The sequence below is a fragment of the Pseudomonas sp. EpS/L25 genome (genome assembly GCF_001512295.1).
In the GTDB taxonomy this organism is placed as follows: domain Bacteria; phylum Pseudomonadota; class Gammaproteobacteria; order Pseudomonadales; family Pseudomonadaceae; genus Chryseomonas.
This window is the reverse complement of the sequence record NZ_LNUP01000002.1, coordinates 389,088-400,810: the sequence shown is the minus strand read 5'-3', so window position 1 is coordinate 400,810 and position 11,723 is coordinate 389,088. Positions and strand designations below refer to the sequence as shown.

The window sequence follows — 11,723 nt, the reverse complement described above, 5'->3', positions numbered from 1 at the left end:
TGGCTTCCTCTTCGTTATTTTCATTGACTTTTGGGCCGCTGGGTTACCCAAGCAAGTCAGCTAGTAGTCTGAGGGCAACAGCAGCGTGGTCACGCTGCGATCGGCTTCGGTGATGATCCAGAGCTGGGGCTCATCGGACATTGGGGTGTCGTAGCTGGAGAACAGCCGATTGCCCAAGCGCAGGGCCTGGTCGTTGCTGTGCTTGTCCTCTTGGTCAAGCTCGCCCCAGTCCGCCTGCAGGTGACGCCGCAGGTAGGTCACGGGGTTGAGCTCACCGCGCTCCACCAGCTCGCTTACGGCTGCCGTCATGACGATCCGACCAGGGTCGAAGCGTCCAGCCGGTAGCCGGAGCGGTTCAGGTGCTGCAGGTGGTGGTGGCTCGGCCGCTGCCGGCGCCGAGGTGATGGTCAGGACCTGTCCCAGCGTCTGAGATCCCGGTGTCATGTCCCAAGCCCGGATCACGGGCACGAAACGGTCGGTCAGGATGCGCGACTCCAAGACGTTGCCGTCCTCATCCTCAGTGAATTCGGTGCGGCTGACCTTTTCCTTATAGGTGTCGCCCTTGAGTACCAAGACGCGCCCGTTGGGAGAGGTGACCACGCCCGAGATCGCCCCGGCCGCGAGAGCCAGGGCCAGGTGCCATTGCGACAGCGCCTTGACCGGTGGTCGTGGTACTTGGCCAGCCTGGCCAAAGTGCAGGGTGAAGTCGCTCCAGAGTCCGCCCAGTCGACCTGTTTCCAGGGTGAGCTGCTCGGGCTCCAGGGTGACGCGGTAGAAGTGCTCCAGCTCCGTGACGGCGGCTGGCACACCATAGGGTTCCCCGATCCATACCTCCGGTAGCGGGTCGGCCGAGGCCTCGCCGCTGCCGATCGCACGCAAACACTCCCGGGTTGCCTTGACGTCAGCGGGTCTCGCCAGGTCCTGCCGGCGAATCCGGATACCGAAGATCACCACCTGCTTGAAGGTCGGATCTGCGGCCGCGTGGATCTGCAGGCTGGTGAAGTGGTTGCAGAGCCAGCCATACAGCTCATCGTCCAAGACGTAGTGAGGCACGATCAGCACCAGGGTCCCGCCGTATTGCAGCAGCGGTAGCGAGCGTTGATAGAACAGCTTCTCCAGTCGCCGGCGGCCGCTGCCCTGATATTGGGTGGCGCCGCTGTGGTCGGCGACCAGGTCGCCGTAGGGTGGGTTGAGCCAGAGCAGCCCAAAGGCCTGCCGCGTGACGATGGTGTCCATCAGGTCGCCCTGCAGGACGCGATCGAGCAGGCCACGGGCGTGCTCGGCACGTTCCCGGTCGTACTCCACCGCGTAGGCCTGGACGCGCTCACGCCCGAGGGTATGAGCAGCTTCCGCCAGAGCCACACCTTCGCCGGCGCACGGATCGAGGATCCGCATGGAGCCGGTGGAGGCAGGGGTCAGGGCCTGCAGGGTACGTTCGAGCGTGACCTCGTCGGTGGGGTAATAGCCGTTCTTGGCGAAGTTGCGCGCCAGGCGCGGAAACATCAGGGCCATGGTTGGAGCTCCAGTGTTGGGAAAGTGAAGGAGAGGGGCCGCGTGCGGCCCGATCAGGAGGTGGTGAGCTGACCGGCGCGGATACGCTGGCCAAGGTGGACCTGCAGCTCATCGAGCTTGAGACGGAGTCGCCAGCCGGCCAGGTCGCCCAGGGCGCCGGGTAGGCGCTCGAGCATCTGCTCCTGCAGGAGCAGCTCCATGACCGATTTCTGCCAGTGCGGCAGGAGCGGGAGTGGGCAGGTATCGACCACCAGTGGCCAGAGGCTGGCTAGGGGGTCGATGTTGTCGCGCACCAGGGCGTAGGCCAGGTGATTGGCGCGATCCGGTACCGCGCAGCGCCCGTCGAACAGCCAGACGTGAAGTAGGCTGCCGAACAGGGTGCCGCGCAGTTGGCGGGTCGTGCGCTTCTCCAGCCTCTCAGCGTCCGGAAAGACCGGCAGGCTGCGGCCGCTCTGGACCAGGTGAAACTGCTCGAGTCCGCCTTCGCTGCGTCCCAGGGTGAGCCTGGCCAGGAATTCCTGGACGGCGGTGTCGCGGCCCCAGGCCGACAGAAAGATCAGCCGCCGTTCTTCATCGCAGACGCAGGCGTCCACCAGCAGATCGGGGCACTCATCGATAGGGTAGAGGGGCATCGTCAGCTCCTTGTGGAGGCAACGCCCCTACGGGGCGGTTGCCCCGAGGTGGGTGATAGGTCAGCGGGATGGCGGTAGGAAAGCGGCCATCTGCGTGAAGAAATGATCGACAACGGTTTGATCGCCGCCGGCGAAATGAAGCCATACGGCAGTGTCTTTGCCCTCTTCATCAGCGACGACGTGATCGGCGCACTCGATGTCGTCCGAGTCATTGCTGACGAAGATGATCTCTACCGGAAGACCCGCGTAGGTGCCATTAATAGCTCCGCCGCTGATGTCCACGACCAGGCGTACAGGTTCTTGCATAGGAAGGTCCTTTAGGTGACGGCCAGGCCTTCCCGCTGGGAGAAGTCCCAGCCGGGTGTGGTTGTGAGGGTAAGGTCAGGCCGCGCGGTTCCAGGCCTGCGACTTGAAGTCCATGGCGTAGCCCAGCTCGCCCAACCGCTGGCATTGCTGCCGGAGGCGGTGCCGGTCGACCGTGGAGTCCAGCCGTACGGTCTCGCCAAGTGGCCAGACCGTACCGAAGAGCTCCTGGTCAGCCTCATCGACATCAGGCGCAGGCGTTACCGGAGCAACTGCTGGTGATGGCGGCATCCCGAAGGGTGCGTTGTCGTGTGCAGGCGCTACCGGAGCGCTGGCAGGCCTGGCGGGGCGAGAGGGTTGTGGTCGAGCCTTTGGCGGCGGTGCCGCGACAGATTGCTCTTCATCGAGCGGATCCGGCGACTGCGCATCGATCTGCGCGTTGTCGTAGGCCGTCAGAGCATCAAGGTCCTCGAGCACCATGCTGTCCAGGCGCGCGCGAATCTCGATGACCAGGCGGCCGCCGGAGCTGTAGGACGATGCACGGATCTCGGTGATGACGAACTCGCCGCGGTACTTGCCCTCGACGTGTTGCTCGAGCACAGCGTCCTTGATGACGAATTCGCCGATAGAGGTAGAGAGCCGGCCGACGTTAAAAGCGCCGTTGCGTCCCTGGATGGTGCGGATGGCCAGGTGGCCGGGGATCTTGATCATGGCGGTCCTCGTGAATAGGGGGCACGCCATGCCCGACAGGGGATGGGTACCCTGTGGAAGAAAACGGTGAGAGGTGCATCCATCGGCGGGGCCGACCGCTTGCGCTACCGGATGCTCGGCAAGCTTAGGGGTTGGATCAGCGCGGGGCGCCGTGGTCTTGAGATCCTGACCACCTGTGCATGGCTGACAACGTCAGCGGCATGTGTGATGGATTCTGAAATCAGATTGAGAGATAGTCAATAATTATCCTGGAAAGGTTTCATCTAAGTATCGACGAGCCTCGATCGGATGCAGCCGCTCTAATGTGAAGACTCTATCTATGATTCTTGACAACGTCTTGGAGAACGCTTTGGCATCTAAAAATTCCGTCAGGAGCTGCGACCGGAGATGGTGAGGCCTGACTGGTGGATATGTGTTTTGAGCGTAATTTTTTACCTGAGCTTTGGCGTTTTTTTATATTTAAAGGGCATGCTGCTGCAGTAGTCTCCTGCTTGGTAATGTCTTTTTTGATTATGCTGTATTGGGGGTTGCAAGTTTTGTACTTCGGCAGAGGGAGGGCCGCCAAGCTATTCAACTGTGTTGCGATTATTGGTATAGATACTTATTTCTATCTGGAAGTGCTTCGAGAAACTCTATAAGCGTTTGAATCGTCACCGCTTGAGTGTCAGAGGATCGCCTTGGGTATCTCTTCAGTAAACAAAAGTGACAGGTCTGCTAGGCAATCCGCTACGTGGCAAGAATAAAGTGTGATCGCCGTAATTAGGCTCTTTATAGCGTCTTGCATCTGCGAACATTGCATCTGCGAGCATTCGTTTTGAGAATTCAGGACGCGGGGACAGATGCGTAACAGCCTAACAAGGCCCACGCCGATCCAGCTTCATTTCCACTTGGCACGTTAGATCACCAAAAATCGAATAGTACGATTGAAAGTAGAATGATCGCAAGGGTGCCTCCCACGATGAAGCACAGCACGCCCTCGCCAAGTGCGTTGCTTTTCGACATGGAATCCCAAAGTGTGCGGCAATAAGAATCTCAACATCCTGCTCGTCAAATCGTCGCGGCGAAACAGCTTTAATGTCGATGCCGAATTTTTTGTGAAGAGTTGTGAGGTAGACCGCTTGCGTTCACTTGTGCCAAGACGTACCTGGTGTGTCGTTGTGCCGCTGGTTTTATGTATCAAGCGTTTCGCTTAATTTTTTTTCTAGAAAGAATTAAACCCACAGCCCCAGCCTTGCGGGTGAATCAGCGAAAACCAATTCAATAGCATTAAGCCTATGAGTTAAGGTAATCCTGGTTTCTTCAATTTGACGCCTCGTGGGATGTGCTAACGAGGGAAAGCGCCACCATAGGCGAGGGCGAGGGCGAGGGCGAGGGCTACCGTATGAGTAGAGTACCGGGCTCCAACGGGATATGCGATCCCTTCAGGCGGAGCTCGTTGACGGCATAGAGGACGACTACGTTCAGGGTATCCGCATCGGCTAACGTCTTTCTTGAGATAAAGCGCGTGACTTTGGCCGGTACCCCAGGGTCAAGCAATGTCAAAAACAAGCCTTCAGTGCGCCACTCCGCAAGATGCTTTACCGGGGGATCGAGGGCTTCCAGGATCTGGGCCAAGCCTTTCATTGCATTTACCTTAGGTCTATAGAATCGCTAGGCAGCCCGTCGCTGCTATGAGGCTAGGCTAAGCTGTGATTTTTGGGGCAGTATTTTCATTTACGCCGACAGCCGGCTCGCAAAAATGGATCGCCGCTGAAAATTGCAAAAAGGAGGTGTATGAATGAACCAGGAAAATCGCAAACATGGCTTAGATCTTCTTGAGCGATACGCTATACAGGAGGATCACATTGTGTGTTTGCTGCGACAGATCGAAGAGTGCAAAGGACGATTAGAGTCCCAAGATCTCCATTATATGCTTGGCTTGTGCCTTATCGAAAATAAACAAAATCAGGTTATTATTAAAAAAGCGTTTCGCTTTCTGCTTGATTTGGACGATGGTTGTAATCAGGGTGTAGGGATCGATTAAGAAAGAAATCTTTTTCAGTCTAAGAGCGTTTGGCTTAAATGCAGCTCGTCGTTTTATGCGGGTAAAAGGCAGTCTTGATTGTGCGATAAAGGAGTTGAGGGTATGGTTGATAGAAAAGATCCATTTCAAGATGCTCCTTCGTACTATATGCAGTACCTTGCGGTACGTAACGGTGGAGGGGCAAAAGTTGCTAATCATGTTGCAGAGGCACATGGGGTTACTATTGACCAGTTGAAAGCTAACTGCCGGAAAGCAGCCGAGGAGTGTCGGCTGCACAACGGAGGGCTGATGTCATACGATCAGGCAGTACTTGACTGGGCCAATGGCTGAACGCTTCTGATTAAAAATAGATTTGAGGCAGAATAGATGCGTGCTTTTGAGACTTGAAATGACAAGAAAAAGACGCCCGAAGGCGCCTGATATAGAGGCTAGAACTGGGGCAGTCGTTCGAGGAGGCAACCGTTGGGATCAAGGATCAGAATCCTGACGTCGGCCTGGCCTGCCAGGCCGAGCACCCGTATGGTCTCAGGCATGAAGCCTTCTTCGTGTTGCTTGGCTTGCAGGGCCGATAGTCCGAACCCTTCAAGCTGGTTCAGGTGCTCATCCGTCCAAGGCGTACCGTGCAGCTTGAAGCCGACGGCGTCGCTGTCTGGCAGGGTGAAGCACTCGAACATCAGCTGGTCGGTGTCAGCGTGCTGCACCAGGTCCTGCAGGTCATCCCACTCGTCATAGGGCAGATGGGACGAGGTGATCTCGAAGGCTCGACTGTAGAAGCCGGTTTCGAACTGGATCCGCTTAAGCAGGCCTTGGGCCCTAGCCAGAGTCTCAGTGTCACCGAGGTGAATCTCCTCGCCATTCTCAATGGCACGAAGCGCATAGACAACCGCGCGTACCTGGCCATTGGCCGGGTAGAGCGTGTGCTGGTCAGCAGTGACTTCCTCCGGCTCGATAGCCAGGGCATGGGTTCCGTTGAAGACACTGTAGTGCCCTACCAGTTGGTCGTCGGCTGCATCCTGCTGCTCGGCCGTTATCTGTCGGTAGCAAGGCTCGAAGTGCTCGTCGTACGTGATCAGCAGCTCGCGGCGGATAAACAGGTCCTGGTAGCCGCGAATGAAGGGGTTAGGGGTGGTCATGGGGCTCTCCTCAGGAAGGGGAGCCGCCCAGTCTGGGTGGTGTGGTGGTTGATGGAGCTCAGCAGAGCTAGGGTTAGGGTTGTTCCAGGTCACTCGCGAAGAACATCGAGAGATCCTGGTGTTGGCAGGTGTTGCAGGTCATCTTGCAGGTGTCGTCCCAGTCGGACTCAGCGTCCTCGGGCGCATCGATGTCGGGTCGAGGTGGTATCACTCCCCCTCGGCTGAGACCTCAGCAGAGCCGCACTGCGGGCAGGTCCAGCACATGGCTATTCCTCCTCCGGGTAGTGCGGCCAAACGCTTCGCTGGGCCAGCTCGACGGCTTCGCCGAAGCCGTTCGCCATGGTCATGTCGGCGATCAGCTCGATAGGGCTATTGCCCCATACCAGCAGCATCACACCTTCGTGGCCGGCGGTGCTTTCTGATAGGAAGCGCAGCTTGGCCAACTCGGTTTCTGCCGCGTGCTTAGCGATCTCATCAGCGGACCAGATGGCGTGGATAGGCCCCCAGGCCTCGCCATCCCACAGCTCAGAGGCGCGCCACCCTTGGCGTTGTAGATCGGTCAGGACGGCTACCAGGCCGCTGTGTTCGGTTACCGACTGGGCGGTGGAAGTGGACGAATTGTTCATTGACGACTCCTCAGACGAGGAGCTGCCCAGAGGGTCAGCCCCTCTGGGTAGGTGAATGGAAGGTGTAGTGCTAGGGGCTGTATCAGCCCGAGGTGGCGAAGGTGAAACGTCCGGCTTCCGCCATCGAGAGCGGTTGGCCTTTGCCCACGATGAAGTGGTCCAGCAGCTGGATATCCAGCAGCGCTAGCGCGTCCCGCAGACGTTCAGTGAGGCTGTAATCGTCCTCGCTAGGCTCAGGATTACCGGAGGGGTGATTGTGCGCCACGATGACCGCGGCGGCGTTGTGCTTCAGGCAGCGTTGGGCAACGTGTCGAGGACTGATCAAGGCCTTGTCGATGGTGCCGTACTGCAGGATCTCGAACGCGATCACCCGAAATGGGGAATCCATGAAGATGACGGCGAAGACTTCGTTAGGCTCAGGAGCGAGCTTGAGCTTCAGGTAGCTGCGGACATCGTCAGGACTGTTGAGGCGCCTTCCGCGGGTGAAGAGCCGCTGGTCCAAGATGACCTTGGCTTCGGCGATGATGGCGTCTTCACGAGCGCGTATGGCCGAGGTACTGTCGAGCGTGTGAACGTTGGTCATGGTTGTCTCCAAAGCGTTGGCGGACAACCGCCCCTAGGGGACGGTGTCCCCTGATGGGTGTGGGTGAGATCAGGCGCTTAGCAGGGCACGGACGTGCGGCCGCCAGGCTTTGTGGACCAGCCGGCCCTTGAGTAGGTCAGCGTCGGTATCTAGCAGTCGTGAGGTACTGAAGTTGTCCCAGCCGTGTTGGAACGCAGAGCGCGAACGCAACAGCTGGATCTGAGCCAGCACCACCTTCTCTTCCTCGGCCGTGCGGCAGGGGGCGATCCAGTCGATGCTGCGGCTCTCACGATCCACCTTGCCAGCCATGACCAGGTGGCCGTGGCGATCGGAAACGGAGATCCGCTTCGGGCAGAAGGTAAGGGCTGCTGCAGGTGCCGGATAGCGGTCTTGTCGGACTGCGTCCAGGGCGATGGGCAGGATGTCATCAAGCAGGCCGCACTGGCCGAGCTGGACGTAGCCATCGATGTGGAAGGTGCCGCGACCGGAGTCCTCAAACAGCTCCATCGACCCATGCAGGAGGATGGTGAACTGCCGCTCGAAGAGGTCTTGGCGAAGAGACGTACCAGGTGCGTACGGGTTGCTGACGAAAGCCTGGCCTTCGAAGTGTTGAATAATCAATTCCATGATGCCTCCAACGTCCCTGGATCCATCATGCCCTCAAGGGATGACGAATCCCTTAAGGGTAGACGAAGCGGGTTAGAAGCCAAGCAAGGCAGGAACGAGCGACGACAAAACGTGCTGGGTCCAGGTGCCTTCTGCCAGGGCTTGGTCAGCCTCGGCCTGCTTGCGGAAGTACTCCTTCGACTCGCGACTCAGCGGAAAGCCATCCTCATCGACAGTGCCGATGTAGTAGCCCGCGTTGCTGCGCAGTACTTGAAGGGGAAAGTGTTTGCCTTCGGATTCGAAGGCGAGCCGGCCGAAGCCTGCAGGGGTATCGGTAGCCATGGGGCCTCCAAAAGACAAAGGCGCCCGAGGGCGCCTATAGGGTGTGGTCAGTCAGGCCTGGACGCGGTCGGCGCTGGTGGCGTTCATCTCGAACAGGAACCAGGCGTTGTCGCAGAACAGGTCGCTGCTCAGCAGCTCTTCGGTGACGTCGTCATAGGAGACTTCGGCAACGATGGGCAGGGCGGGCAGCTCGGACTTGATGGTGGCGATGACTTGCATGATGGGCTCCAAAATTCAGCTATGGAGATCACCATGCGCCCGGTCCGGGAGATGGTGCCCCCGGATGGGTGTGCGAAGAGAAGGAAAGCGCCCGAAGGCGCTCAGGGTGTTATTTCAGGCGCGGCGACGTTGCTGACGACGCGGGGGTTGCTGTTGTTCAGTCACCTCAGAGTGGGCCGGTTGGCTCTCTTCGTTGGCAGGAGTCACTTCCTCGCCTTGCGGTGCAGCCGGGGCTGCTTCGCGCGGTTTGGCTTGGTGGACAATTTCCCCATCGACCTTGATCCAGCCGATGTACAGGAGACGACCTTTCAGGCTTGCGCCGTGTTGTCCCTGCTTCGGTCCGGAGGAGTAGGTGAAGGGATCAGCCCAGCAATCACCGATGCGGAAGGACACGAGGACCTTCTTCTCAGCGTCGACGGCATCAATGCAACGGCGAATCAGCTTTTCAGCTTCGGCGCCGACGACATTGCAGTCGATGTAGCGGTATTCCACATCGTCTTTGCTGCCGCACAGGGCTGCTACGGAGACGGCCAAAAACGGCTTTGCGCCTCTGCCTTTGGGTTTCACTTCGCGGATGCGGTTGAGGTAACCGATACCGGTGGTGTGCAGGTCGAAGTATTGGCTTTCGTTGGCTTGGTTGCTCATGGTGACTCTCCAGTTTCAATAGGTGAAAACGGAGAACACCTTGCCCGGGAGGGGAAGAGTATTCCCCGCGTGGGTGGGTGTAGCCAGAAAGGGTGGTGCCAGGTCAGTGCATGAATTTCATCGCGGCCAGCAGGATGCCGACAGCAGTAGAAATCATGACGCCCATGCGGATGGTGAGCTTGAGTTCGAGCTGTGCGAGATCAGCCTTGGTAGCAAGGTGAGTTTGCATATCGGACTCCAGAGCATCGACAACAGCAGTTGCTTTGTCATCAGGGACATCGATGGAGCGCAATGCCTGGTACAACGCAAGACCGCTTTTCATGGAAGGTCTCCAGGTTTAGACGGAGACCGGCCCTGACGGGTAGTCCCGTCGAGGGTGGGTGGAAGGTGCATTCATCAACCGGGGGGGCCGGTCAATCGTTCGCGCTACCGAATGCTTAGCGAACTTGGGTTTGGATCAATGCGCTTGGAGCGCATCGCAGTCGTGAGATCCGAGACTGCCTGGGGCATGTTGCTGACAATGTCAGCGGCATACATCCTCAGAATGTTCAGGGCCGTATCGCTTGTCAATACCCTGGAAATGAAAAAGCCCTCCGAGGAGGGCTTTGGTAGAGCGGTGCATCAATGCGAGCGGATCAGCTTCTGTGCCTTCTGCTTCACGTTGGGCCAGTCGGCCCAAACCGCTACAGCGCTAAAGAACACCAGCATGCCGCTCAACATAAGAACGCCAAAAGTGGTTTGGTCCATGTCAGTCCTCCCGTGTGAGGCAGATACCAATGAGCCAGAGTATAGCACCGGACATGAAGGTATAGACCGTGAGGATCTGGTGATCGCTCAGGAACACACCGATCAGAGCCGCGCCCATGGCGGTGGTACCAACCTTACGGAAGTCGTCTGCAATTGCAGCGAGTCGTTTCGACGCCATAGCTTTCCTTTCGATTGTGGCATCAGGAAAACCGCCTTGACGGGAGGTTTCCCGACAGGGGTAGGTAGGGTGTGGATCAGCCAGCCATGTCGACTTCAAGGTCGACCGGGCCAAGCAACTGGTCCAGGGGGCCCGGACGCAGCACGCGCGTAGGAGCCGGAGCGATAGGCTCAGGCGCTGGAGCTACAGCCTTGGGTTTGCGTGGCTTACGCGGACGCTTCGGCTTTTCAGCCTGGGCTTCGCGAGTGTTTGCCGCATACCAGTCGTTCAGGTTCACGCCACGCAGCCTGACAATCGCCGGGGTGTGATCCATCTTCTCGAGTTCTTCGACCGAGAGAGTCGGCTTCGGAAACTCCACGAGACGCAGGGCCGGAGTGCTTGCAGCCGATTGAGCGACTTCGACAGTTTGAGACTGGGCGTTGCGCATGGACCGCATGCATTCACGCACGACAGTACCGGCCGCTTCACCAAGCCGAAAGCTCAGGGTGGTAGGGGTCATGGTGTTTCTCCTGCAGGTGGAATCGCGGAGAAACACTGACCCTGGGCGGGGAGTGAGTCCCCGCTGGGTGGGTAGAGCAGTAGTGCAAGGTGCTTCCATCGACCGGGGGTACCGGCCAACTGTTCGCGCCTCCGGAAGCTTGGCGAACTATGGGTTTGGATCAATACGCTTGAGGCGCATCGCAGTCATGAGATCCAGAACTGCCTGGGCATGTTGCTGACGACGTCAGCTAAACACTCCTTGAGAATGTTCAGGGCCGCTGCCGTTGTCAATTGCCACTCCATGAAAAAGCCCTCCAGAAGGAGGGCTGTAAGGGGCGTCAATCGATCTCGCCGCATCCGCGGGGGCAGATCCGGTTGTCCAAACCGTGGCCGCAGATTCCATTAGCTGCGTTCTCTTGGTCGAGATGCTCCTCTTCGTCAGGGCTGAGGTAGTAGAACTCCTCACGTGCATAAGCAAAGGCCTTGATCGCGTCTTCGCTGCCCTGCTCGTCGTCACCGAAGACCCTCCGCATGGAGGCGGCGAACGCCTTATTCACCATCACCTCGTACGTGGGATAGCTTAGGCACGCCTGGTGGAAGAGTTCGTCGACTTGCGCCTCGATGCTGAGTTGCTCGGGCTCGACGGGTGCATCATCAGTAGATTCGCTCCACGTTTCGAGTACCGGGGGATGCTCCAGCTCCGGTTCGCGATTTGTTGAGCAGAGGTCAATGGGTTCAGCGACGACGGGGCGCCGTAGCGGTATGGCCACGAAGCTCAGTGCGGAACCGAGGATGCCGAAAAAACGCTGGGTGATAGCGGCCATGATGTCTCTCCTGCAAAGGCTGAATGCGGAGAAACACTGACCCTGGCGGGGAGTGTCCCCGCTGGGTGGGTGAAGCTGCTGTGAACGGTGCTTCCATCAACCGGTACAACCGGTCAACCGTTCGCGCCTCCGGAAGCTTGGCGAACTATGGGTGCGGAT

At 58.6% G+C, this 11,723-nt stretch carries 19 protein-coding genes; 2 read left to right on the top strand and 17 right to left on the bottom strand.

From position 1 onward, the window contains the following. Positions 1–60: 60 nt before the first annotated feature. The 5 genes from AR540_RS03090 to AR540_RS03070 all read right to left on the bottom strand — a co-directional run bounded on the left by AR540_RS03090 (position 61) and on the right by AR540_RS03070 (position 4,781). Complete coding sequence (locus tag AR540_RS03090; protein WP_059226382.1) at positions 61–1,512, bottom strand: DUF6094 domain-containing protein; 1,452 nt, start codon at positions 1,510–1,512, stop codon at positions 61–63. A gap of 53 nt (positions 1,513–1,565) precedes the next feature. After that, the gene (locus tag AR540_RS03085; protein WP_059226381.1) at positions 1,566–2,144 is read right to left on the bottom strand and encodes a hypothetical protein; all 579 of its coding nucleotides are present in this window, start codon (positions 2,142–2,144) and stop codon (positions 1,566–1,568) included. A 60-nt stretch (positions 2,145–2,204) separates the two neighbouring features. Then, the gene (locus tag AR540_RS25185) at positions 2,205–2,450 is read right to left on the bottom strand and encodes a hypothetical protein (protein ID WP_153014159.1); all 246 of its coding nucleotides are present in this window, start codon (positions 2,448–2,450) and stop codon (positions 2,205–2,207) included. A gap of 75 nt (positions 2,451–2,525) precedes the next feature. Continuing rightward, entirely contained in the window at positions 2,526–3,158 is a 633-nt protein-coding gene (locus AR540_RS03075) for a DUF3275 family protein (RefSeq protein ID WP_059226379.1), read from the bottom strand. Between the two features lie 1,374 nt (positions 3,159–4,532). Next, entirely contained in the window at positions 4,533–4,781 is a 249-nt protein-coding gene (locus AR540_RS03070) for a hypothetical protein (RefSeq protein WP_059226378.1), read from the bottom strand. A gap of 154 nt (positions 4,782–4,935) precedes the next feature. Here AR540_RS03070 and AR540_RS03065 point away from each other — a divergent pair, with 154 nt between their 5' ends. Together AR540_RS03065 and AR540_RS25180 are read left to right on the top strand one after the other, a co-directional pair. Further along, the gene (locus tag AR540_RS03065; RefSeq protein WP_059226377.1) at positions 4,936–5,181 is read left to right on the top strand and encodes a hypothetical protein; all 246 of its coding nucleotides are present in this window, start codon (positions 4,936–4,938) and stop codon (positions 5,179–5,181) included. A 102-nt stretch (positions 5,182–5,283) separates the two neighbouring features. Beyond that, positions 5,284–5,511: a hypothetical protein gene (locus AR540_RS25180; RefSeq protein WP_153014158.1), complete on the top strand. Its 228-nt coding sequence runs from the start codon at positions 5,284–5,286 to the stop codon at positions 5,509–5,511. A 98-nt stretch (positions 5,512–5,609) separates the two neighbouring features. Here AR540_RS25180 and AR540_RS03060 read toward each other — a convergent pair whose 3' ends face one another. The 12 genes from AR540_RS03060 to AR540_RS03020 form a co-directional block, all read right to left on the bottom strand. After that, on the bottom strand, positions 5,610–6,314 hold the full coding sequence (locus tag AR540_RS03060; RefSeq protein WP_059226376.1) for a hypothetical protein: 705 nt from the start codon (positions 6,312–6,314) through the stop codon (positions 5,610–5,612). Between the two features lie 266 nt (positions 6,315–6,580). After that, a complete protein-coding gene (locus AR540_RS03055; RefSeq protein ID WP_059226375.1) occupies positions 6,581–6,940 on the bottom strand; it encodes a hypothetical protein in 360 nt (119 codons plus the stop codon). 82 nt (positions 6,941–7,022) lie between these two features. After that, positions 7,023–7,523, bottom strand: a complete 501-nt coding sequence (locus tag AR540_RS03050; RefSeq protein WP_059226374.1) for a JAB domain-containing protein — start codon at positions 7,521–7,523, stop codon at positions 7,023–7,025. Between the two features lie 69 nt (positions 7,524–7,592). Beyond that, the gene (locus AR540_RS03045) at positions 7,593–8,150 is read right to left on the bottom strand and encodes a hypothetical protein (protein ID WP_059226373.1); all 558 of its coding nucleotides are present in this window, start codon (positions 8,148–8,150) and stop codon (positions 7,593–7,595) included. 72 nt (positions 8,151–8,222) lie between these two features. Next, positions 8,223–8,471 (bottom strand): hypothetical protein, encoded by a 249-nt coding sequence (locus AR540_RS03040; RefSeq protein ID WP_059226372.1) that lies wholly within the window; start codon positions 8,469–8,471, stop codon positions 8,223–8,225. A 51-nt stretch (positions 8,472–8,522) separates the two neighbouring features. After that, a complete protein-coding gene (locus AR540_RS25695) occupies positions 8,523–8,690 on the bottom strand; it encodes a hypothetical protein (protein ID WP_165904673.1) in 168 nt (55 codons plus the stop codon). Positions 8,691–8,804: 114 nt separating this feature from the next. After that, the gene (locus AR540_RS03035) at positions 8,805–9,335 is read right to left on the bottom strand and encodes an STY4534 family ICE replication protein (RefSeq protein WP_059226371.1); all 531 of its coding nucleotides are present in this window, start codon (positions 9,333–9,335) and stop codon (positions 8,805–8,807) included. Positions 9,336–9,438: 103 nt separating this feature from the next. Continuing rightward, the gene (locus AR540_RS03030) at positions 9,439–9,657 is read right to left on the bottom strand and encodes a hypothetical protein (protein WP_027597849.1); all 219 of its coding nucleotides are present in this window, start codon (positions 9,655–9,657) and stop codon (positions 9,439–9,441) included. A gap of 299 nt (positions 9,658–9,956) precedes the next feature. Beyond that, entirely contained in the window at positions 9,957–10,082 is a 126-nt protein-coding gene (locus AR540_RS26180; protein ID WP_256664731.1) for a hypothetical protein, read from the bottom strand. Position 10,083: 1 nt separating this feature from the next. Beyond that, positions 10,084–10,260 (bottom strand): hypothetical protein, encoded by a 177-nt coding sequence (locus tag AR540_RS25935; protein ID WP_236712000.1) that lies wholly within the window; start codon positions 10,258–10,260, stop codon positions 10,084–10,086. 76 nt (positions 10,261–10,336) lie between these two features. Further along, entirely contained in the window at positions 10,337–10,759 is a 423-nt protein-coding gene (locus AR540_RS25690; protein ID WP_177339182.1) for a hypothetical protein, read from the bottom strand. A 319-nt stretch (positions 10,760–11,078) separates the two neighbouring features. After that, positions 11,079–11,564 (bottom strand): hypothetical protein, encoded by a 486-nt coding sequence (locus AR540_RS03020; RefSeq protein ID WP_059226370.1) that lies wholly within the window; start codon positions 11,562–11,564, stop codon positions 11,079–11,081. Positions 11,565–11,723: the final 159 nt, after the last annotated feature.